This window comes from Anaerosolibacter carboniphilus (genome assembly GCF_014205875.1).
In the GTDB taxonomy this organism is placed as follows: domain Bacteria; phylum Bacillota; class Clostridia; order Peptostreptococcales; family Thermotaleaceae; genus Anaerosolibacter; species Anaerosolibacter carboniphilus.
On the sequence record NZ_JACHEN010000001.1, the window covers coordinates 168,789 to 193,268 of the forward strand.

General features: G+C 39.6%; 18 protein-coding genes and 1 riboswitch. Of the genes, 14 read left to right on the forward strand and 4 right to left on the reverse strand.

Going from position 1 to position 24,480, the window contains the following annotated elements; genetic code table 11:
* Positions 1-54: 54 nt before the first annotated feature.
* Positions 55-1,005 (reverse strand): aldo/keto reductase, encoded by a 951-nt coding sequence (locus HNQ80_RS00820; protein ID WP_184307181.1) that lies wholly within the window; start codon positions 1,003-1,005, stop codon positions 55-57.
* Between the two features lie 181 nt (positions 1,006-1,186).
* Here HNQ80_RS00820 and HNQ80_RS00825 point away from each other — a divergent pair, with 181 nt between their 5' ends.
* Positions 1,187-2,056, forward strand: a complete 870-nt coding sequence (locus HNQ80_RS00825; RefSeq protein ID WP_184307183.1) for a homocysteine S-methyltransferase family protein — start codon at positions 1,187-1,189, stop codon at positions 2,054-2,056.
* A 17-nt stretch (positions 2,057-2,073) separates the two neighbouring features.
* Here HNQ80_RS00825 and HNQ80_RS00830 read toward each other — a convergent pair whose 3' ends face one another.
* A complete protein-coding gene (locus tag HNQ80_RS00830; protein ID WP_184307185.1) occupies positions 2,074-2,694 on the reverse strand; it encodes an NUDIX hydrolase in 621 nt (206 codons plus the stop codon).
* A 159-nt stretch (positions 2,695-2,853) separates the two neighbouring features.
* On the opposite strand from HNQ80_RS00830, the gene HNQ80_RS00835 reads away from it, so the two are divergent.
* From HNQ80_RS00835 to HNQ80_RS00860, 6 genes are all read left to right on the forward strand, one after another.
* A complete protein-coding gene (locus tag HNQ80_RS00835; protein WP_184307187.1) occupies positions 2,854-3,627 on the forward strand; it encodes a DUF92 domain-containing protein in 774 nt (257 codons plus the stop codon).
* A 66-nt stretch (positions 3,628-3,693) separates the two neighbouring features.
* On the forward strand, positions 3,694-3,936 hold the full coding sequence (locus tag HNQ80_RS00840) for a hypothetical protein (protein ID WP_184307189.1): 243 nt from the start codon (positions 3,694-3,696) through the stop codon (positions 3,934-3,936).
* A gap of 409 nt (positions 3,937-4,345) precedes the next feature.
* A complete protein-coding gene (gene helD / locus HNQ80_RS00845) occupies positions 4,346-6,655 on the forward strand; it encodes an RNA polymerase recycling motor HelD (RefSeq protein ID WP_184307191.1) in 2,310 nt (769 codons plus the stop codon).
* Positions 6,656-6,773: 118 nt separating this feature from the next.
* On the forward strand, positions 6,774-7,262 hold the full coding sequence (locus tag HNQ80_RS00850; protein ID WP_184307193.1) for a hypothetical protein: 489 nt from the start codon (positions 6,774-6,776) through the stop codon (positions 7,260-7,262).
* 123 nt (positions 7,263-7,385) lie between these two features.
* Complete coding sequence (locus tag HNQ80_RS00855; protein ID WP_184307195.1) at positions 7,386-8,063, forward strand: response regulator transcription factor; 678 nt, start codon at positions 7,386-7,388, stop codon at positions 8,061-8,063.
* Between the two features lie 4 nt (positions 8,064-8,067).
* Positions 8,068-9,408 (forward strand): sensor histidine kinase, encoded by a 1,341-nt coding sequence (locus HNQ80_RS00860; RefSeq protein ID WP_184307196.1) that lies wholly within the window; start codon positions 8,068-8,070, stop codon positions 9,406-9,408.
* A gap of 79 nt (positions 9,409-9,487) precedes the next feature.
* On the opposite strand, the gene HNQ80_RS00865 is transcribed toward HNQ80_RS00860, so the two are convergent.
* Positions 9,488-10,405: a LysR family transcriptional regulator gene (locus HNQ80_RS00865; protein WP_184307198.1), complete on the reverse strand. Its 918-nt coding sequence runs from the start codon at positions 10,403-10,405 to the stop codon at positions 9,488-9,490.
* Between the two features lie 128 nt (positions 10,406-10,533).
* On the opposite strand from HNQ80_RS00865, the gene HNQ80_RS00870 reads away from it, so the two are divergent.
* From HNQ80_RS00870 to HNQ80_RS00890, 5 genes are all read left to right on the forward strand, one after another.
* Entirely contained in the window at positions 10,534-10,794 is a 261-nt protein-coding gene (locus HNQ80_RS00870) for a YkuS family protein (protein WP_184307200.1), read from the forward strand.
* An 89-nt stretch (positions 10,795-10,883) separates the two neighbouring features.
* Positions 10,884-11,061: riboswitch (Lysine riboswitch) on the forward strand.
* A gap of 100 nt (positions 11,062-11,161) precedes the next feature.
* On the forward strand, positions 11,162-12,481 hold the full coding sequence (locus HNQ80_RS00875) for an FAD-dependent oxidoreductase (protein ID WP_184307202.1): 1,320 nt from the start codon (positions 11,162-11,164) through the stop codon (positions 12,479-12,481).
* A 56-nt stretch (positions 12,482-12,537) separates the two neighbouring features.
* On the forward strand, positions 12,538-13,902 hold the full coding sequence (locus HNQ80_RS00880; RefSeq protein WP_184307204.1) for a hypothetical protein: 1,365 nt from the start codon (positions 12,538-12,540) through the stop codon (positions 13,900-13,902).
* A gap of 176 nt (positions 13,903-14,078) precedes the next feature.
* Positions 14,079-14,807 (forward strand): M15 family metallopeptidase, encoded by a 729-nt coding sequence (locus HNQ80_RS26385; protein WP_184307206.1) that lies wholly within the window; start codon positions 14,079-14,081, stop codon positions 14,805-14,807.
* Between the two features lie 108 nt (positions 14,808-14,915).
* Positions 14,916-15,698, forward strand: a complete 783-nt coding sequence (locus HNQ80_RS00890) for an undecaprenyl-diphosphate phosphatase (protein WP_184307208.1) — start codon at positions 14,916-14,918, stop codon at positions 15,696-15,698.
* A gap of 42 nt (positions 15,699-15,740) precedes the next feature.
* On the opposite strand, the gene HNQ80_RS00895 is transcribed toward HNQ80_RS00890, so the two are convergent.
* A complete protein-coding gene (locus tag HNQ80_RS00895) occupies positions 15,741-16,160 on the reverse strand; it encodes an Hsp20/alpha crystallin family protein (RefSeq protein WP_330602705.1) in 420 nt (139 codons plus the stop codon).
* 431 nt (positions 16,161-16,591) lie between these two features.
* Between HNQ80_RS00895 and HNQ80_RS00900 the strand changes: the two genes are divergently transcribed.
* The gene (locus HNQ80_RS00900; RefSeq protein ID WP_243182912.1) at positions 16,592-20,563 is read left to right on the forward strand and encodes a fibronectin type III domain-containing protein; all 3,972 of its coding nucleotides are present in this window, start codon (positions 16,592-16,594) and stop codon (positions 20,561-20,563) included.
* Positions 20,564-20,668: 105 nt separating this feature from the next.
* On the forward strand, positions 20,669-24,472 hold the full coding sequence (locus HNQ80_RS00905; protein WP_184307212.1) for a fibronectin type III domain-containing protein: 3,804 nt from the start codon (positions 20,669-20,671) through the stop codon (positions 24,470-24,472).
* Positions 24,473-24,480 lie beyond the last annotated feature (8 nt).

Genomic DNA, 24,480 nt, shown 5'->3' on the forward strand with positions numbered 1-24,480 from the left:
ATTTGCTCCAACAGATAAGCTCTGGATCGTCATCCAGAGCTTATCTGTTTATATTTATACCATCCGTATGCTGAACTGAGGACATGTAGACATGCAGTAACCGCATTGGATGCATCGATCGGTGTGAATATGGGCTTTCCCATCATCCTCAATGGTGATGGCATTGCTGTGACAGACTTTTATACAGCTCCTACATCCATTGCAGTTAAATTTCGTAACCTTTGGATTTTTCATATTCCTTATCTGGAGAATACCCTCAAGATTCGTTTCTCCTTGGAAATATCCAACGTTATATAGGACTTCCTCCTTGCTCACCATACCTAGGGCAATGGATGAAGAACCTTTTACACCTCTTCCAAATTCCATGGCATGGGCAAAGCTATTCATCAAGGTACCACCCCCAAGAACCTTCATCAGATAGACACCTTTCCCGTTTTCAGCATTTTGTTCTACAGCCTTCTGCATTTCTTCAGACGTTCCGCCGAGAATGCCTCTGCCTTCATAGTTTAAGAGTGGAAAAAGGATATCAATGTCGTTTCGATTGGCCGTGAACTTGGCAACCTCCACATTATGGGTGGCGATTCCAACAGCTCTAATCAAACCCTTTGCCTTATAGTCCTGCAGACATTGGAGGGCACCTTTTCGATCATCAAATACCTCAATACCAGGACGGGCAGCATGAAGGTGAAAGATATCAATATAGTTCAATTTAAGTTCTTCTAAGGCTTCCTCTATGGCAGCGGCCATTTCTTCGTAAGAAGAAGCCGTAGATTTCGAAGCGATGACAGGGCGGATGTTTGTCTTTTCCAAAGCGCGGCGAATTTGAGGATAGGTTTTATACATTTGAGCCGTATCCACAAAGCCAATTCCTTTCTCTAGCGCTAAGGCAATTACCTCAGCGGCTTCTTCCAAAGGAACATTTTTTTGAAGGGGACCGATAGGCAATGCCCCGAAACATAGTTCGGTTACCTCGATGCCCGTAGCACCCAGAATATTTTTCTTCATAGATCAGACCTCCTACAACAGTATGATATTTAGATATTCGAAATAATTCCATAGAATCCTTCCCGAATGCAAAAAATATCTTGGATATTTGCAGGAATTATTAGGAAAACTGCTGAAAGGATAAGAAATAGGAAAAGCTGTAAAGGAGTAGATCATCTTAAGAAAGAATGGAGAGAAAAGGATGATGCAGGAGAAATTATACCGTCGCATGGAAGAACAGGTATTAATATTTGATGGGGCCATGGGAACCATGCTATTGGCGAGAGGCTTGAAAATGGGACAATGCCTTGAAGGCTTCAATTTGGAGTGCCCTGACATTATATTTCAAATTCATAGAGAATATATTGAGGCGGGTGCGGATATCATTCAGACTAATACATTTGGTGCAAACCGTATACGGCTCAAAGATTTTCAGATGGAAAGCAAGCTGATGGATATCAATCAAAAGGCTGTGGACATTGCCTACAAAGCTGCTAAGGATGCTTGCTTCGTAGCAGGAAACATAGGCCCGGTCGGAAAGCGGTGGAATGATGTAGGGGAAGAAGAGATCTACCAGGCATTTTATCAGCAGGCAAAGATTCTGATCGACGAAGGTGTAGAACTGATCAATATAGAAACCATGACAGACTTAAGGGAAGCTCTTTTGGCAGTGAAGGCTGTAAAGGATATAAAAGACATACCTACCATTTGCTCCATGAGCTTTGGCAAGGGTTTAAAGACTTTCGATGGCAGCACTCCGGAAAAAGTTGTTCAATGTCTTATGGAGAAGGGGGCAGATATTATAGGGAGCAATTGTGGCAGTGATATCTCGGATATGCTGATGGTGATGGAAAAAATGATTCAAACTTCTTCAGGATATTGGATTGTCCAGCCTAACGCTGGTATGCCAAAGAAAATTGAAAATCAGATGGTATATTCCCTTACACCTGAAGAAATGGGCTGCTATGGCAGAAGGTTTGCGGAGTTGGGGATAAACATCATCGGAGGGTGCTGTGGCACCACACCGGCCCATATTCAAGTGCTTCATGAAGTGATTACATCTATGAAGTGATAAAAAAGGAAGAAAAATTACATTTCTTCCTTTAAGATATTCACTAGATTTTTTACAATTCGTGCGGTCATTCCCCAAATGATGTGGCCATTATACTCATAGAAAAGTTCCGGATATTTTCCTACTTTCCATTTATAGTTTTTGCCATTTTGAATCATATGGAAGGGAAAATTATCATGAACAGAAGCATTGATATAAATAAAGTGGTTTTCAGGTTCTGTGTTAAAGAAGAAATCCAAGGGCACTGTAAAAATACTGCCAACCTCCGACGGATTAAAATGAATTTCTTCAACATTTGTTTGAAGTAGGGTACCTAAAAAGGGATAGAGGATGGTATTAAATGGAGTGACCACATAGTCCAATGGACCAATCATTTCTAAATCCTCTATGCCGAGATTTAATTCCTCCGAGGTTTCACGAAGAGCAGCTTCTTCAGGCGTCTCGTTTTTCTCTATTTTACCACCAGGAAAGCAAATTTCTCCCGGTTGATTTCTTAAATGAGCTGCGCGAACTTCAAACAAAAGGTGAAGTTCTCCTTGAACTTTAACAATAGGAACCAGGATGGAGAAACGTTGAAAGGTTCCTTCTGGCTTTGATATTCTGTGATGGATGGTGTCTTTCATTTTTTCAAATTCCATGGATTCACCTGCCTTAAATATTGAAGTTAATGTTATTGATTAACTTTACTATAGTATTAGTATATAATATCGTCTATCTTTAGAAAATATTTTCGTTGATAAAATAAATAACAATATGACATAAAATATTAAGATCGTTTTATCATAAAGGAGGCTATCATGCCTAGTACATATTATATTTTTAGTATATCCATCCTTATCTTTACTGTGGGTTGGAGTATATATAAACTAAAATGGATCACCCTGGATGCTCTTGCTGCCCTGTGGTTAATTGGGTTAGCCAGCGGCATAAACGGATTTTTCTGGCTCTTTCCATTGGGTTACTTTTTGTTAACGGGAAGCTTATTGACCAAGCTGCAAACAGATTATAAAAAAAGGATTAAATCTAAGGAAAAATCAGCGAGAAACTGGAAACAATTGTCTGCCAACGGATTTCTTGCAGCTGTGTCGGCTTTTCTTTATTTTCTGCTGCATGAGCCTGTGTATTATTATATCTATATCACAGCCATCGCTGTCAACCTTTTCGACACATGGTGTGCTGAGACGGGAACGCTTTTTCCAGCAAAAACTTACTCTCTTTATAAGTTAAAGGTGGTACCCCAAGGGGTATCTGGAGGGATCACGCTTGGAGGAACCCTGGGAGGCTACATAGGATTTCTAGGCTATCTTATGATGGTCTATATCCTGAGTTGGCTGGGATGGTTGCCTCCGATAGCGGGACAAATCTACGGATTAATTTCTATCAGTGGGATTCTGGGTGGTTTTTTCGATTCATTCTTGGGAATATTCGAAAATGAGAAGGATTTTGAGGGGGTGTATAGACATATTCAAAAGATTGCTTGGCTTCAAAACAATATGGTAAACTTCCTATCTTCTGTATTTGGATGTTTGATATTTTTCATTTTCTATCTTTATCTCTATGGAATCGCTTAAAGTCTATGCATATATTTTGTGGGATTTGTCTAAAATACCAGATAAAACGAGATAGGAGGTAGAGGTATGGATCATTTAAGTATTATGAGCATCCGCGTAGACCATCGGACAGATTCTGCGCCAAAGGTACAAGAAATATTAACCAAGAATGGAGATATTATCATTGGAAGGTTTGGGATTCATGATCCTGGAGAAGTAAACCATGGATTGATCACCCTCAATATTCGATCAGACATGGGAAGAATTCGGAACATGGCAGACCAGTTGGAAGGTTTAGATGGAATAAAAGTAAATCATATGCAAGCATAGTTTTTTAATATCTAGGAAATTATGCTCTTCAATTTCCTAGATATGGGGTGTGCAGAGGGGATTCCCCTTTGCCGTATTTAGGAAGGTGCTCAGCCTGCATCGCAGGCGTCGAAGGAAACCTAGGGTTTCCTAGCGAAAACAAATTGCCGATAGGCAACTTTGTTCATTTAAATAGGACAGTTCGTCGTAACGAACTGTCCTTTCATGTCATTAAAAAAAGATAATTTGAACATCACTATCTTATCAAAAAAATGCCAAATAGGCAAGAAAAAATGTGAAAAATTAAGAAAAAAACATCATACATTATTTTGAAGAATTGAAGCCTATGACAAAAGATAAGGAGAGATTTGAAAATATAGCGCTTTTCTCTTAAAATTGTTTTACATTGAAAGAAGAGGAGGCTTAGGATATGCCGGTGACAAATCATCCTGACTATCAGTTAGAAAAAGATCATTTAGAGGAAACGATTGAATGGATCGAAGGAGAGAAAGAGTTCCTTGAGGAATATGAGGGGATTCTAAAGGAACGGTTAAAAGAAATACGAAAATCCGTAAGGAGTTTAACCGATGAAAGATTGATTGCCAATCAGCAGCTCTATAACATTGCTACCAAGGATATTGGGAGCCTAAACAGGAGCAAAGACAATCCTTATTTCGGACGCGTTGATTTTCAAGAAAATCGAAGGGAAGAAAGAGAAACCATTTATATTGGAAAATATGGACTTCACGATCGTGACAGAGAAGTTCCAGTGGTGGTTGACTGGCGAGCACCCATTGCAGATATTTATTATAGTAGCCATAGCCAGGAGGTTTCCTATAAATCTCCCTCTGGAGAAATCAAGGGGAACATGTTTCTAAAACGTCGATATGAAATCGATGAGGGGGAACTAAAGGAAATATTTGATGACAAGACCTCAGAAGATAGAATTGAAGACAGCCTAAAGGGGAGGAGCGGATTCCTGACAGAGGCCCTGAACAAGACGACACAAGGAAGACTCAAGGAGATTGTGGCCACCATACAGGATCAGCAGAACAAGATCATTCGGAGTGAAATGATTCGACCATTGGTGGTGCAAGGCGTAGCGGGAAGTGGAAAGACCACCATTGCGCTCCATCGGATGGCCTATCTTATTTATAACAATCGAAGAAACACCGATGCAAATTACATGGTCATTGCACCGAATAAATTGTTTTTGAACTATATTTCCGACATATTACCAGATTTAGGCGTAGAAAATGTTTTTCAAACAACCTTCGAGGATTGGGCTTTGGGGTTGCTTCATAAGAAGATCGGGATCACCCAAAGCTCAGATAAATTAAACTTGCTGATGAACGGAAATACAGAGGAAGTGGAGACGATCACTCTCGCATCGAGGATGAAGGGCTCTTTACTATTTAAGAAAGTTATTGATAACCGCTTGAAGCAATTGGAACGCAGCCTGTTGCCCTCGGTGAATTTATCGATGGAAGGTATAGATTTGCTTACCTACGAAAAAATTCAGGAGGTGTTTCTGACCAGTAGTGTACATTTGTCTTTGGTGCAAAGGATTGGCAAGTTGCATGATTATCTGAAAGGAAGATTGAAAAAGGATATCAAGGAAGTTCATGAAAGAATAGAAGCAATTTATGATCAAAAGATCCGTACCATAAAAAATCAAGCAGAAGATATAGAGGCCATTCGAAAGGATATCATCGCCCTCTACGACGAAAGGGATAGAAAGCTTGAAAAGATCAAAGACAACCTTCCTGTTGTCATAGAAGAATACATTGGAAAAATTGTGCAACCTGATACCTTCCAATTCTATAGAAGTCTATTTGATAAGGACGAAGAGCTGGAGAAGGCATTTGCTAACAAAATAGGGCAGGATATGTATGCAGAGGTTTGCCGTCATACCCTGGAGAAGCTTATCAAAAATGTCTATGAGAATGAGGATTTAGGCCCTCTGGCATATATCCATATCAAGCTCTTTGGCATAGAGGATAGAAATCGATACGCCCATATCGTAGTGGATGAAGCACAAGATCTGGATGAGTTTAAGATGAGCGTGCTTCGGGAGATATCCATGAATGATTCCTTCACCTTCGTAGGTGACTTATCCCAGGGGATTTATTCCTACAGAGGGATCAATAACTGGGAAAAAACCATGGAGAAGGTGTTTAAAGACAAGGAGTATAACTATCATCTCCTCACGACCAGCTATCGGTCAACCATAGAAATCGTAGCTTTAGCCAATGAAGTGATTAAACAATGCAAGGGTTTGGAGGCTGTGTTGGCTGAACCTATTTTCAGACATGGGGAGAAGCCTATTCTTCATCAATGTAAAGATGAGGCAGCAGTTCTCCAACAGATGGTTTATCAAATCAAGGCATTGCAGCAGGAAGATTTCGGATCTATCGCTGTGATTTGTAAAGATCTCCATAGCACAGAAATGGTATATGAGTGCTTAAAGGATCAATTTGAGGATATTCATTTGATCAGTGACCATGTAACAGATTTCCATGGAGGGGTTGTGGTGATTCCATCCTACTTATCCAAGGGATTGGAGTTTGATGGGGTACTCATCCATCGTGTAGATCCATCGACCTATGCAGATACGGAGATGGATATAAAGCTATTGTACATAGCAATTACCAGAGCACTCCATAGGGTCTATATGTATTGCATTCAAGAACGAGCAAAGGTATTAGAGAAATCCAGGGAGTTCTATGGGGTGAAATGATATGGTATAAATATATTTTCACATACTTTTTCCACATTTGTCATAATTTTATTCCCAATTCTCTTCTTATAATAAGGTTGTAACAAACACCAAAACCAAATGCAAAGGAGAGAAAAAAATGAAGAAAATGTTAATGATGTTTTTGGTAGGAATAATGGTTTTTGCCAGTATGGGAAGTGCTTATGCAGCAGAGACTGCAGACAATCAAGCAAAAACTGCCAAAGTGGAAATGCTCAGAGCACTGCAGGATGAAATTCATCAGATCAACGAGCTAAGAATGGAACGACTTGATGTGCGGAAAGAGATTGTCGAAAAACATGACACCATGCTAGACCTCTACATTGAAGCAAAGGAAAACGGCAATAAGGAGTCGTTGGTGGCAGCCAAAGAAGTGAGAGCACAGCTTAAAGACCTTAACGACGAGCTTCAGGCAGTACATAACCAGATAAAGACGGCACGACAATCATTAAAGGAAGCAAAGAAAAATGGAGATACAGATCATGCAGAAACCTTGGCTAATGAAATTATTTCCTTGGGTCAAGAGTTTGATAACAAACTGAGTGATAAGGTGAACCTGTTGGAAGAAATCATCAATATTCTTTCATAGGACAATGAATGCAGGCAAGGGGATACTTTACGGAGTATCCCCTTGATATGATTATGGTAAAAGAATATTAAAATTACGGATGGAAGAAAGTTCATGATATAATGAGGCTGTGGAGGTGATGGGATGAAGCATATCTTTGTTGTTGATGATGAACGAAATATTCGAGATTTGATTAAAAAATATTTGGAAAAAGAGAACTATATGGTTACACTTTTTGAAAATGGACAAAATGTAATTTCGGAAATTGTAAGATTAAAGGCAGATCTACTCGTGCTCGACATCATGATGCCTGGAATCGATGGATTGGAGTTGTGTAGAGAGATTCGAAAGAATAGCGAGATTCCTATCATATTCGTATCAGCTCGGGATGAAGAAGTAGATCGTATTTTAGGTTTAGAGCTAGGGGCAGATGATTATTTGTCCAAGCCCTTTAGTCCAAGAGAACTGGTTGTGAGGATCAAGAATATATTTAAGCGTCTGGATAAAGGTGTTATGGATAAAGTAGAAGAATTGATAGTGAAGGATATCAAAATAATTTGTGATCGACGTTATGTGGAAAAGAATGGGTTTGAACTAAAGCTGACAAACAAGGAATACGACTTGTTTGAATTTCTAGTGAAATATAAAAATGTACCCTTTACCAGGGAGCAACTACTGGAAAAGGTATGGGGCTATGATTACCTAGGCGATATGCGGGTGATCGATGATCTTGTGAAAAGATTGCGAAAAAAACTGGAAGAGGTAGAGGCGATACTTACAATTACTACCGTATGGGGATACGGCTACCGTATCGATGGGTAAAGCTATGAAAATTGGACAGAAAATACAGATCACTTATTTTATCCTTTTGATTGTCACTTTCTTAATTACAGGACTTACCTTCAGACAATTACTTCATCGGTATTTGATAAATGAGGCAAGGGATCAAATGAGAATAGAGGCCAAATCCATTGCTGAAACACTAAAAAAAGTATCTCTAGAAGATCCAAAATTTAGGCAAAATATTATTGTTAAACGAAACTTAAAGGTGGCAGGGCGCTTCATTGATTCCAAAGTGATTGTATTTAATCAAAATGACCGTGTCGTCTATACAAACATAGAAGAGGTAGACAAAAAAACACTGAGGTTGCTGGGTGATCTGAACAGCGTTGTAACGAGAGATTATGTGATGGAACGTGTGCCCATTACCAATGAAAAGGGAAATTTGAAGGGGAATGTAATACTGTTTTCAAAAGTAAAAGACTTGATGGAACTAAATCGCCTATTGAATAGAACACAAATGGCAAGCTTTGTTGTTGCTTCAATTATTGCTATAGTCTTGGGTATGTTTCTGCAGCAAAAACTTACGAAGCCTATTCGTGATTTAAAACATCACATGACCTATTTCTCTTTGCAAGACGATAAGGATACTGTATCTATTAAAACTGGAGATGAAATTGAAGAACTGGCAGTATGCTTTTCAGACATGACAGCCCGGCTAAAAAAGTATGATAATCAGCAAAAACGGTTTTTGCAGAACACCTCCCATGAGCTCAAAACACCTCTCATGTCTATTCAGGGATATGCAGAGGCCATCAAAGATGGCGTTGTCGAGGGGAAAGAAATGGAGGAGAGTCTAGAAATCATCATTGACGAAAGTCAACGACTCAAGAAAATTGTAGATGAAATGATGTACCTTATGAAATTGGATAATGTAGAAGAAACCTTCTGTTACGAGAAAGTTAGCCTTCAAGAAATAATAAATCTTGCGATTAAGAGTGTAAAGGCATTGGCTGATGAAAAGGGGATCCACTTTCATTTAGGAGGAGATTGGAATCATATAGGCTGCTTCGATGGGGAAAAGTTGAATAGAGCTTTTATCAATATTTTATCCAATGCTATTCGGTATGCGGAAAAGGACATCCGTTTAGAATGTAATGTTCTACATAAAAAGGTAGAAATATATATTATGGACGATGGACCTGGCTTGAAGTCTGGGGAAATGAAAAAGATTTTCGAACGCTTCTACAAGGGAGACAATGGAAATACAGGCATCGGATTATCCATTACCAAGGCTATTGTGGAAGGCCATCAAGGGAAAATCATAGCCTATAACAATGGGGACAAAGGTGCAGTATTTAAGATAGAATTGCCTTTAAATGCCTGACGATATATTGAAAAAACTCACCAAAATGGTGAGTTTTTTCAATATATACGAAATTATGGGCACATGATTTTCTACTGAGCTATTCATTATATGTAAGTCTTTCCTTATTTTCTTCAAAATACTTCTCCACCAAATGGATAAGTTTTATCATAGAAGGAACAGTTTCTTTGCTTTTATGATAGATCATGTGATAATCATATTTCCAACATTTATCTTTCAGTTTAATTTCTTTGAGGCGGCCGTCTTTGAGCTCTTGTTTTACTGCAATATAGGGCAGGATGGCAATGCCATGATTTGCTTCCACCAAGTATTTGATGGTTTCTACGCTGCCAATGAGCATGGAGGGCTGAAAGTGCAAGGAAAGATCCTTATAAATCAACTCCGCGAATTCATAGAGCTTGGATTGGTAATCATGGGTAATAATATTTTGCTCCAGTAGTTGATCGCGGTTTGGTGCATTTGAATTCGCTAGACTGTTTTCAGGGGAAGCTACCAAAACCACGCGATCTTCCCAAACTTTATGATAACGGATGTTTGGATGCTCCGCAACAGCACCACCGATAATAGCAAAATCTATCTGATTGAGCTTCATCAGATTGTGGATTTCGTAGGTATTGCCAAGCTGAAGATTGATGCTTACCCGTGAATAAAGTGATTTGTACTGACTGATAATTTCAGGCATTATAAAAATGGCGGATGCGTTGCTGCATCCAATAAATAAGCTGCCCCAGATGTTGTCTTCCATTTCTTGCATTTTATTTTCAGCTTCTTCTATAAGATGAAAAATTTTATTCGTATACTCATAAAGAAGCTTACCATGGTCATTGAGATAAATATGTCTGCCGAGGCGATCAAACAAAGGCATGCCCAAATCATCTTCAAGTTTTTTTATCTGCATTGAAATAGCAGGCTGACTGATATGCAGCTGGGTAGCAGTTTTGGAAAAACTTAGATTTGTTGCTACAATATGAAACAGCTTGAGATAATGTAAATCCATATACTACCTTCTTCCAAATGTTAATTTCAGTTATATCCTACTACAAAATCTATAGGTTTGCCACATATAATTCAAAATAGAATGCACATAATAATAGAGAATAATCTAAAGTAGGAGGTATAGATAGGATGAAAAAGAAAATTGTTGTAGAAAACAATTTAGAAGAAGTAAGGGATTATCTGGGGCAAAAAGGATATGATGTACGAACCATGTATAGAAATGATACTTTGGATGATATTACCAGTGATGCCTATGAAGCCATCGTTGTATCAGACTTAAATAATATGAACCTGTCAAAAGGTCTGAAAGCAAAGACTTCTATTATTGAGGCGTCAGGACTAACTCCAGAACAGATTTACCAGGCCATCCATAATAAGGTAAGATTCTAATGTGTAAGCCTAGGTAGAGTACCTAGGCTCTATAATTTGTGTTGACATAAAGTACAATGTGTATTATTATATTAAATAACTTTATAATTATGCATGATAGAGGTGTGCCTGACAAGAGTAGTCTAGGGAAGACGGTAGAGCAGTCGAAGATCCTAGAGGAAAGGGGATGGCACCGAAGGATAAATTCGCTCTAGAGTTTATTCCTGGTTTCAGGGTTAAGAGTCCTGCGACTGTCACCAGTGACGCTGGTGGAGCGCTATCTTGTTTGTGTTCATAAGCTTTTTTGTGCTGTTTTTGTGAGACAAGCAATTGGTGTTCTGCGCCAATTGCTTTTATTTTTGTGTAAATACGAAGGAGGCGTTTATTCATGGCAAGAGTTGTGGTAATTGGTGGAGGATGGGCAGGCTGTGCTGCTGCCGTTGGTGCTGCAAAAGCTGGTGCCAAAGTGGTGCTATTAGAGAGAACAGATATGCTTCTAGGTACAGGACTTGTTGGTGGAATCATGAGAAACAATGGTAGGTTTGCTGCTACGGAAGAAATGATCGCCATGGGCGGTGGAGATCTATTTCAAATATGTGATCAGCAAGCAAGACATAAAAATATTGAATTTCCAGGTCATCATCATGTAAATTTATATGACATTGCCGATACTCATGGGGCTGTGATGACTCACTTAAGGGAATTAGGTGTCGAAATCATATTTGAAGCCAGAGTCGATAAAGTGAAGATGGATGGCTCAAAAATAGTAGCAGTCAGTGACCAAACTGGACGTAGCTTTCAAGGGGATGCTTTCATCGATACGACGGGAACTGCTGGACCTATGGGGAACTGTTCGAAATATGGAAATGGTTGTGCCATGTGCATTCTAAGATGTCCTAGCTTTGGAGGCCGTGTAAGCATTGCGAAACTGGCTGGGGTTGAAGAGATGGTTGGAAAGAAGGCAGATGGTACGATAGGTGCCATGAGTGGCGCATGCAAGCTCTATAAGGAATCACTTTCCCAGGAAATACAAGAAGAATTAAATCGAGAAGGTGTGGTTATCGTTCCGTTGCCAGAGGAATTGATTGAGAACCATTTGGACGCAAAAGCTTGTCAACAGTATGCGCTTCCTGAGTTTAAAGATAATATCATTCTGTTGGATACAGGCCATGCGAAGTTGATGGGACCATTTTTTCCTCTGGAAAAGTTAAGAAAAGTTCCAGGTTTTGAATATGCAAGATATGAAGATCCCTATGCTGGCGGAAAAGGAAACTCCATGCGATACTTCAGCATGGCACCTCGTGGTAATGACTTGAAGGTAGACGGAATCGACAATCTTTTCTGCGCTGGAGAAAAGGCAGGGCTCTTGGTTGGTCACACTGAAGCCATTGTGACAGGGATTTTGGCGGGTCATAATAGCGTTCGATATGTCATTGAAAAAGAACTGCTGGAGCTGCCAACAGAATTGGCTATCGGGGATGCCATTGCCTTTGTAAGGGAAATGATGGCTACAGAAGAGGGAATGGGAAAAAAGTATACCTTCTCAGGCTCCATCTATTTCGAGAGAATGAAAAAGAAAGGCCTTTATACCACAGAGGTAGAGATACTCAAAGACAGGGTGAAGGCGTTGGGATTAACAGATGTATTTAACATGAAGCTGGTTGAAGAAGTAGACATTGAGATTTTAGAAACACCACTTTGTTCATAATTTTATAGATAAGGTTAGAAATCAAAGCAGGCAATATCAATAAGGGGGAAAAAGATATGGTTCAACTGACGGCGCTGCATTATATTTACATTTTTATGGTTTTGATTGTGATGGTGACCATGGCTTTTCGAAAAGATACGGTATTGCCATGTATCATAGGTCTCTTTGTCATGGGTTATGCATCCTCAGGAAGTCTTGTGAAGGGTGTACAGGTAATCTACAATGCGCTAATTGCCGCAGGAAAAGAGTTTTGGGGAATTATCGTGGTTATTTCCTTGGTTGTTGCCATGTCCCATGCACTGAGAGATATTGGTGCAGACGAACTGATGATGCGTCCTATTAAGAAGTGGATGACGAATCCAACGGTGGCGTTTTTTGGACTGGGCTTTGTCATGATGCTTTTCTCTTGGTTTATATGGCCATCCCCTTCCGTGGCTTTGGTAGGGGCGATCATGCTGCCGGGAGCTATTAGAGCTGGTTTACCTGCCATTTGGGCAGCTGTAGCCATGAATATTTTCGGCCATGGTGTTGCTTTATCCAGTGACTATTTTATCCAAGGAGCACCAGCCATTACGGCAAAGGCAGCTGCCATAGCAAATCCTATGGAACTGATCCAGGCCAGCATACCCTTGTGGTTGACGATGAGTGTTGTAACGGTGGGATGTTCTTATTTCATGATGCGCAAGGAGATGAAGACCTTTGAGACCGTAGCGGCAACAGCTGAAATGGAGAAGCCTGCAAAATTATCCATGGGTGTTTGGCTGGTGGCGGTGAGTACGCCGCTGGCATTCCTAGTAGATGTTTTTATCATGTATAAGTACCAACTACGAGGTGGAGATGCAACGGCATTGGTAGGCGGTACAGCCATCTTAATTATGAGCTTTACAGCAATCATACAGCATAATTTTATTAGCTCTTTTGAAAAAATTACCGATTATATTAGAGATGGATTTGGATTTGGGATTAAGGTGTTTGCTCCAGTCATTATCATCGGTGCATTCTTTTTCTTGGGCAGCGAAGGTACAGCCAAAGAAATTCTTGGTGAAAATGCTACGGGGTTATTATCGGATATGGGGTTATATTTAGCAGATCGGATTCAGCTCTCTAAACTGCCAGTGGCTGTAATTCAAATGGTGATTGGTGGGATCACTGGTTTAGATGGTTCAGGATTCTCAGGACTGCCATTGGTAGGTGCCTTGGCTCAGACTTTTTCATCTGCCATTGAGGTAAATAAAGGAGCTCTAGCTGTTTTAGGGCAAATATCAGCCATATGGGTTGGGGGAGGAACCATTATCCCTTGGGGAATTATTCCTGTGGCTGCCATCTGTAATGTAAACCCTCTGGATTTGGTTAGAAAAAACATAATACCTGTCTGTATTGGTTTTGTGGCAACTTTGATTGTGGCGCTGTTTATTCTATAGGTTAAATATGATATGCTTAGAGGAGTGCGAAAATTTGTAACTCCTCTATTTTCATTTATTCTTAAGCTTGTTTTGTAGATTTTGATGAAAGTATTTTATCCTGTAGGGGATCGTTGTGAATTGTTCGTCTAAAATATAAGCTTTTACAATCACGTATCTATGAGGAGGCTTATGCTGTGAAATATATATTAACAATTGTTGTGATAATAGCCTCTTTGCTTGTGAGCGTTGGGTGTACCAAGGTTCAAGAAGTGGAAGTCGTAAAGGCAGCGGATACCCATGTATCACAAGAAAGTACCGTTGAAGTCAGCAAAAAAGAAGAACGAGTAAGCTTTTCGGTTGCTTCTCTGCCTGATGGGGTAATGAAGAATATGAATGGTGTATCCTGGAAGCCTGAAAGTCCTGTGGCTATGGACCAGCTGGCTTATGTGAGGGTATTATATTGGGGATTTGATGACCAGAGCCATGAAGGAGAACTGGTGGTCCATAAGACTGTTGCTAAAGAGATCATGGAGATTTTTCAGATCTTATATGAAGCAAAGTTTCCTATAGAGAAAATACGATTGGTGGATGAATATGAAGGAAATGACGATTTATCCATGGAGAATAACAATACATCGGCATTTAATTTCAGAGATGTGGCAGACAGCAAGGGGGTGTTATCAAAGCACAGCTATGGAGTTGCCATCGATATTAATCCCATACAAAATCCCTATATGAAAGGGGAAAAAGTATCGCCTGCAGCAGGGAAAAGCTATCTGGATCGTGGGGAGATTCGAAAAGGAATGATCATCAAGGGGGATGTCTGCTACAAGGCTTTCAAGGATCGCGGATGGACTTGGGGTGGCGAGTGGAAGACCATGAAGGATTATCAACATTTTCAAAAGTCCATACCACTGAATTGATTCAAAAGAGTAAGGCAATAAAAGACTCTGATGGAATTTCTTGCCCTTGATTTACATATATTATCGTGATACGCTAATGGAGGTAATAACGAAAAAGGAGGAAATACGGTGATTTTAAAAGCAATTATACTTGGCATTATTGAAGGACTGACTGAATTCTTACCAGTTTCTTCTACAGGGCATCTCATTATCGCCAGTAAGTACATAGACTTTACAGGGGAATTTGCCAACGTGTTCAACGTGGCCATTCAAGTGGGTGCAATCTTTGCAGTAATTCTATACTTTAAAGATAAGATTTTTCCAAAGGCCAATAATATTCGACAGGCAAGGAGCGTATTCCGATTATGGACCAAGGTTATTGTAGGTTTTATCCCTGCAGCAATACTGGGATTTTTATTTGATGATTATATCGATGCCCATTTCTTTAATCCAACGACAGTTTCTATTGCTTTGATTGTGGGGGCAATTCTTTTGCTGGTTGCAGAGGCAAAATTAAAAAGGGTACAGGTACGTACCACGGATGAGTTGACCTTCAGTCAATCTTTCATTGTTGGGGTGGCTCAGTGCATGGCCCTGATACCGGGCATGTCACGATCTGCATCTACCATTATTGGGGGATTATTCCTTGGCTTATCCAGGGAAGTGGCAGCAGAATTCTCTTTCTTTTTGGCCATACCGACCCTAATGGGGGCTGCGGCCTATAAGCTTATGAAGGCTGGATTTGCTTATACACCTTATGAATGGATGGTTATACTGGTAGGAACCGTGGTATCTTTTATTGTGGCCCTGCTGGTCATCGCATTGTTTATGAGCTATATCAAAAGGAAAAAGTTGGCACCTTTTGCATACTATCGAATATTGTTAGGTATTTTGGTGCTATTGATGGCATAATGAAAATCCCATGTTGTATTGACAACATGGGATTTTTTATTGTTATTCAATGTGAATACCCTTTTTTATCTTTGGATGCTTGGTTTTTGGAAGTATTATGGTCAGAATGCCATTGCTATACTTTGCTTTGATCTGATCTTCAGCGATGGGGCCTACATAGACGGATCTTGCCATCCTTCCAGATCTTCTTTCTTTTCTTACATAGCTATTCTTTTCTACGTTTACTTCCCGATTTTCTTCAACAGATATGGTCAGATAATCGTTGTGATAGTCAAGATGGATCTGTTCTTTGTTGATCCCTGGAATTTCAGCTTCCACAACAAAGTTTTCATCGTTCTCTTTTACATCCATCTTCATACCCGTTGCAAGATAGCCCAAACCAAAATCATCTTGGAACATTCTTTCGAATAGTCGTTCTAAATCGCCAGGTCTTCTGCCAAAAGGAACCAAACCGCCCAACACAATCACACCTCCATGAATCTTCTTATATATTACCTTTTTTCAAAGCTACTTCCCATATCAATTTATGCAGTTTGGATGAAAAGGGACATATTGAAAAAGAAGATATTGTCAACTAGAACGATATCTGAAAGCAATACCCAGGATAATGATATTTATGAAGCATTGGTATTTGTAATTCAGCTTTGAGTAGATTATGGAGGTATTGTTTGAATAATAGCAGACGAAGGGCATATAGCAGAAACTGGGGAGTGTCAATCAAAAGTAATAGATTTTGCTGTCGAAAGTTGCGAAAATAATTGTTAGATATTTCTTAAAATTACATATATCATATAAAATGTATTATTATGTAAAAAATTATGGAAACATTTGGTCTTATGCAAGTGGTCCGAGGTGTGAAGTAAATATAAAGCAAGGGGGAAAAAATATTGAAAATGCTTAACTTTAGAAAAATGGGTCCGAAAAGCAAACAAAAGAATGAACATTTTGACATGAAAACTTTAATCAGAATAGCAATGTTAATGGTGGCCATTATGGGTATTAGCATTCAAGGATCATTGATAGCCTTTGCAGAGGCCCCTACGGTGACATTTGCAAAGGGCAGTAATATGCCTGCAGAAGTAGCCAAGGCAGCTGGCAGTGGGGCTAGAGTAAGTGTACTTAAGGATGGGAGAGTTTTGGTTACAGGAGGAGAATATGACAGTGCAACATGTAGAGGAAATAAAACTTGGTTTTACAATCCGCAGACCGACACATGGACAGAAGGTCCAAACTTACCTGAAAATAGGCGGTATCATCAACAAAGTACCCTTCCTGATGGCAGAGTCGTTATTACGGGCGGATGGAAGAGTTGGATTCAAGATTTGGAGGCAGGCGATCAAACTTGGTTGTACGATCCGTCTACCAATAAATTCAGCTGGGGAGGGGCGGTTGCGTACATATATCATCATAGGCAGAAAACCTTAAAAGATGGGAGAGTTATGGTTGCCGGGGGATATATTCGCAATAACGATCTTGGACGTGATTCTCGTACTTACGATATTCGGATATATGATCCGAGTCAAACAAAATGGGAAAAAAAATCAACATTGGTAGGATTTTGGGAGTCTACTAGCCTTACTATGGAAGTTATGGAAGATGGAAAGGTGTTTATCGCTGAGAGAGGGCGTATTAATATCTACGATCCTGTAACAAATGAAGTTAAAATGCTGGATAACCCATCCATGGGCTACAACAATGCATCTGTAAGCACTATCTTGGATAATGAACACATACTTGTGCTTGGCAATGATGAAAAAAAGACAGGATATATATACAACTACAATAAAAACGAATGGAGTACCATATCTATTCCAATTGAGGTTAAAGATGATAGGAATCCGATGGTACGCTTGGCCGACGGACGCAGTATGATTATGCTGGACAATGGAGAAACATGGTTCGTTGAAAGCAATGCAAAACCGACATTGACAATCAATGCACCTACTGAAAACCAATATTATAGTGTGAATGAAACCAACATCATACCCTCCATTGTCGTTTCAGATAAAGAGAATGAAACGCTGACGTGTAGATACTATATTGACACGGAAACCACTGCAAGGGAAGTAAAAACTGTAACTAGCACAGCTACAGCTAAGACGGTTAATTTTAGCCCCATAAGTATCGCCTCGTTAAGCGAGGGAACTCATACTATAAAATTTGAAGTAAAGGATGGACTAGCTACTGTCACCTCCAGTGCCAAATTCATAGTGGATAAAGCACCTATCTTAGGCTCTATAACTATTAACTCATCTGCAAATGAAATAACGGTTACAGGCTCTGCAACAGATAGCGTTTCAGGCCTGAATGCCACGCCATATCGATATACTATAGGGTCCAATGTTAGTCCATGGATTACCAGTACAACCTATACCCAAAGATCTCTAACACCGAATACGGCCTACACTGTAAAATTTGAAGCTAGGGATGCGAAGGGACATATTGCATCTAATACACAAACGATCTATACAAAAGCCGAAGTACCAAGGATTAGTATTGAAAATTCAACATCCTATACACTGGATATTAAAATTGCTGATAATAACCCAGCGAGCACTGTATATCAAATCGTAAACACGGCTACCAATAAATATTTAACATCTGCTGGGGATGAAACAACTATTCCCACATGGATAAGACCCAATAACAAAATACTTACTGTAAGAAATCTATCTCCCCAAACTTCCTATTCATATAAGGTACAAGCAAAGAATGAGGCAGGGGTTGAAACGGGATTTAGTGCCCCAGCTACCGGGACGACTTTGGTTACGCCGCCGCCAAAGGTGGGAGAGCTTACTGCCACCGTGGAGATGAATAGTATTACAATCTATTGGAATCTGGTGAATTATGCAACATCCTACGAAATAGAAGGGGATGGCGTCATCCTTGGTAGCGTACAGGGAACAAGCTTTACCCATACAGGCCTTATCACGGGTACGGAGCACGTCTATAGAGTTAGAGGTAAAAATGGAAATGTGGCAGGGCCATGGAGTGAGCCTATCAGTAAATCAACCCTTCCTCCAGTGCCTCAGGCACCAGCTAATATCAATACATTCGCCACAAGAAATAACATTACTGTGACTTGGAACTCTGTAAATGGGGCTACAGCCTATGATATAGAGGTAGATGGCAATATCATATCCAACGGAAACAGTACAAACTATGTCCATGCTGGCCTTACACCCAATACCAGTCACAGCTATCGAGTAAGAAGTATTAACCCCGCAGGGAAGAGTGAATGGAGTAATATGTTAACCGTCATCACCCAGGATGAAGCCCTCCCCATACCACAAAATATAGAGGTAGAGCCATATAAAACAAAGGTAATTATCACATGGAATACAGTTCCTGGCCTCACATATCAGATAGAAGCAGACGGAAATATCAAAAATACAGGAGCTTTATCAGAATATGTACACGATAATTTGATAGCAGATACAGAACACACCTACCGGGTAAGATCTGTAAAGGATGGCAGCTACAGCGATTGGAGTAGACTAATCATCGTAAGAACAAAGGCAGATATCTTTACAGTACCTTCAAACATTCAAGGAGATGCCAGTGATAAGGAGATAAGGGTGTCTTGGGAAGCTGTAACAGATGCCGATGGTTATGAAATAGAAGTGGATGGGGTAGTTGTTGGTAATGGAAATAACACATCCTTTATTCATAGAGGGCTTGTACCAAGTACAAATCATATCTATAGAGTAAGAGCCAAACGAGGCGGAGAGGTAAGTCAATGGAGTGAAGTTTTGTCCATAACAACCTATATACTCCCTGAGCCACAAAATATAGTGGTAGATACGACAGAGACAGAATTGAATATATCTTGGAGTCCAGTATCAAACGCCAATGGATATGAAATAAAGGTAGATGGAAATAGCATCAAAAACATTACAGGAACTTCCTATACAGTTACGGGACTTTTGAAGGGAACCCAGCATACTGTATCTATCCGTGCTGTAAGTACCCAAGGGACAAGTCGGTTTACCACACCTATTACGGTTTTAACAAAGGGAGAAAGCACTAGAATTCCTCAAAATATATCTGCTATTACGACCAAGGATCAAATTACATTGATATGGGAGAAAATCAATGGCGCCGAGGGATATGAGATTAAAATAAGTGATCAGGTGATCACAGGAATAACAGGTAATACATATTTTCATAAGAACCTACAACCGAATACGGAGTATACCTATAGGGTTAGAATTGCTACGGCAGATGGTTCTGGACAATGGAGTGAAGCTGTAGGCATAAAAACCATGACGGAAGACCCTGGCATCCCAAGTAATCTATCGGCAGCAGCTTCTACTTCTACAGTACTGCTAACATGGGATAGTGTATCAGATGCAGAAGAATATGAAGTTCAAATAGACAATGAAATTGTTAGCATTGGACTCACTACGAAATACCTACATAGCGGATTAGCACCCAATAGTCAACATACCTATAGAGTAAGAAGTAAAAATAAAACAGGTTTAAGCCCATGGAGTGATGCTATTACAGTCACAACAAACAGCACGCAGCAGGAATATAGGGTAATGGGTAGCATAGGAGAAGAGAAAAACTTAGTAATCGCAGCGTCTAACATCACAAGCTTTAAAGGATATACCTTTACACTTACCTATAATCCAGATGAAATAGAAATTGTGGATCTGTCAAGCTTAACCGCTAAAAAGGACGAAAATACTGGCAATATTGTCGGAACAGATATAGAAGTGATCCAAAATCAACCGGGAATACTGCAGTTTAAAAAGCTAACCAATATACCAGCGGGACAAGCATACACCGGTGTGATCAACAGTATTCGATTCAAATTAAAAACAACCAATGAAGTTACTATAACCTATACCACCAAGTAAACATAGTAAACGGCAGTTTTCTGAGCAGAGAGAGTTCAGGAGAGAAGCTAATTTGTTAAGTCAAAAAGACATTCAAAACTAAAGAGTTGAAAAGGGGGATAAGCATTGAGAATATTTGGTTTTAGAAGAATATCGAGAGCAGAAAGTAAAAGGCAAAATGGACATTTTGGTAAGAAATGTCTTGCACTGATGATGATAGTTATTAGTGTATTTGCTTTAATACCTCACAATGCAGAGGCTTCGGCAATAGATCTTGTCTGGGAAGATGTCCCTGGTCTTACTAATGTAAATTTATGTGAATCAGGCTATTGGTTCAGTAGCGGAAAAGTATATAAAGGTCAATGGGAAGATACTGGAGACACCGAAAGATTTAAAAACTCAGTTAATACAGGTATTACTTACGATGATAGCAGATATTATTATCGTGTTATCAAGTTGAATAATGGTCCATGTGTTCAAATACTTAAGGACAGAGATAGATTGGTTAGAATTTTTGAAATAAACAAACCTGTAGAGTTTATACCAAGCACTGAGAGTATCCTTGTATATATGGCAAATGCTTCATATAGTACAAATATTACAATCCAAAGAGCATTAAAGCCTTCAAATCTTGTGTGGGAAGATATTCCAGGATTAACAAATGTAACGAGAGGTAGCGGTTCAGGATACAAATTTTCTGGCGGAAAAGTATATGCAACATCAAGTTGGGATGATGATAGAGAATACTTTAAGAGTTCTTCAGATACTGGAATTACATATGATGAGAGTACATATTACTATCGTATGTTAATAGTATCGGGAAGTAGTAGTGTAACTATTTATTGTCCAGGGCAGATTGATGTTTATCAGTATAATAGAGCTATTGACTTTAGTCTAAGTAATAGCATTATTTTGGTTTACCCATATAGTTCAGGAAGCGCAAATATTACAATACAAAGAGCAGTAAAGAATAATCTAACTACTTTAAGTGTAAATAATCCTATCGAAAATAAATATTATGGTAAGAATGATACTAGCGTTGTACCGTCCATTATAGTTTCCGACAAAGATAATAATAATGTGACATGTAAATACTATATTGATACTGAGACCACAGCAAGGGAGGTAAAAACTGTAACTAATACAGCTACAGCTAAAACAGTAAATTTTAATCCAATAAATATGACTTCATTAAGTGATGGAAATCATTCGATTAAGTTCGAAGTAAGTGATGGAATAGCTACTGTCACTTCACTTGTTAGATTCAAGATTGATAAGTCGTCGCCCGTCTTGGGAACTGTAAGTGTTAACTCTTCTCCAAATCAAATAACGGTAACAGGATCTGCTACGGATAGCCTTTCAGGCCTACATGCTACGCCCTATCGATATACTATAGGATCAAATATTAGTTCATGGATTACTAGCACATCCTACACGCAAGGTTCTCTATTACCTAATACAGGATATGCGGTGAAATTTGAAGCTAGGGATGCAATTAGTAATATTGCATCTAGCACCACTCAAACAATTTATACAAAAGCTCTTATGCCCAATCTTTCTATCAAGAATGCAACATCTTACACACTGGATATTGAAATAAATGATACGAATCCAATAGCTACCGTATACCAGATCGTGAATACGGCTACCAATAAGTATTTAACGTCTGCTGGAGATGAGACAACGATTCCCACGTGGATAAGACCCAATAACAAAATACAGACTGTAAGAAATCTATCTCCTCAAACTTCCTATTCATATAAAATACAAGCAAAGAATGAGGCAGGGGTTGAAACCGGGTTTAGTGCTCCAGCTACGGGTACGACTTTGGCTACGCCGCCACCAAAGGTGGGAGAGCTTACTGCTACTGCAGAGATGAACAGCATTACAATTCATTGGGATTTAGTAGGTTATGCAACCTCCTATGAGATAGAAGGGGATGGAGTCATCCTTGGCACGGCACAGGGGACAAGCTTTACCCATACAGGCCTTATCACAGGCACAGAACACATCTATAGGGTTCGAGGTAAAAATGGAAATGTAGCAGGACCATGGAGTGAGCCCATCAGTAAATCAACCCTTCCACCAGCACCGCAAGCACCAGCTAATATCAATACATTTGCCACAAGAAATAACATTACTGTGACTTGGAACTCCGTAAACGGAGCTACAGCCTATGATATAGAGGTAGATGGCGATATCCTATCCAACGGAAACAGTACAAACTATGTACATGCCGGACTTACACCCAATACTAGCCATAGCTATCGGGTAAGAAGTATTAACCCCGCAGGGAAGAGTGAATGGAGTAACATGCTAACCGTCATCACCCAGGATGAAGCCCTCCCTATACCACAGAACATAGTGGTGGAGCCATTAAAAACAAAGATAACTGTCACTTGGAGCATGATTCCGGGGTTAACCTATCAGGTAGAAGCAGATGGAAATATCAAAAATACAGGAGCTTTATCAGAATATGTACACGATAATTTGATAGCAGATACAGAACACACCTACCGGATAAGATCAGTAAAGGATGGCAGCTACAGTGACTGGAGCAGGCTCATTATTGTAAGAACAAAGGCAGATATCTTTACAGTACCTTCAAACATTCAAGGAAAAGCCGATGATGCAAAGATTTCGGTTTCTTGGGATGCAGTAACTAATGCAGAAAGCTACGAGATAGATTCCGATGGTGTAGTTATTGATAACGGAAACAATACCTCATTTATTCATGAGAGCCTGAGTCCTAATTCTAGCCACACATATAGAGTAAGGGCTAAGAACGATAGCGAGGTAAGTCAGTGGAGTGATCCACTCACAATTTCTACCTATGCGTTAAGCCAACCCCAAAATGTAATAGCCAACGGTGCAGAGACAGAAATCGCTTTATCATGGGATCGTGTAGCCAATGCCGAAAGCTATGAATTAAAAGTAGATGGAAATACCATCAGAAACATCAATGGTACTACCTATACAATCACAGGGTTATTGAAAGGATCACAATATAGTATTAGCATAAGAGCTGTCAATAGTCAGGGAACCAGTGCATTTACAACACCTATACTTGTATTAACCCAAGGCGAGGGCAATACGGTACCACAAAACATAGGGGCCATTCGAGCAAAGGATCAAATCGCATTGATTTGGGGAAATGTTGTGGGAGCTGATGGATACGAAGTGAAAATTGGCGATCAAATCATAACTGATTTAACTACCCCGGCTTACACCCATAAAAACCTTGTTCCCAATACAGACCATATCTTCATGGTAAGAAGTATAAAAGCAGGTTTACCTGGTCAATGGAGTGAACCGATAACGATCAAAACCATGTCGCTAGATCCTGCAATCCCAACCAATATAACAGCAGCAACGACAACATCTACAGTACTATTAACCTGGAATAGTGTAGCTGATGCAGAAGAATACGAGGTACAGATTGGAGATGTAGTCAAAGGGGTTGGAGCATCCCTCAAATATCTTCATACAGGTTTGACACCAAATACCCAATATACCTATAGAGTACGGAGTAAAAACAAGACTGGTGTCAGTCCATGGAGTGAGCCAGTAACTGCTATGACCAGTAGTTCTACCCAAGCGTTTAGAGCAATTGGGGCTGTTGGAGAAGAAAGGGATCTGGTTGTCACAGCTTCTAATATTACGAACTTCCAAGGCCATGTATTTACGCTAACCTATAACCCAGATGAACTGGAAATTACAGACGTATCGAGTTTGACTGCAAAGAAAGATGAAAACTCAGGGAACATCATAGGGACAGATATTGAAGTCATACAAAATCAACTGGGAATATTGCAGTTTAAAAAACATATGATTATTCCCCAAGGACAAGCCTATACAGGAGTAATCAACAGCATACGATTCAAGCTAAAGACAACAAATGAAGTAATCATAACATATACCACTAAGTAGGTAGAAAG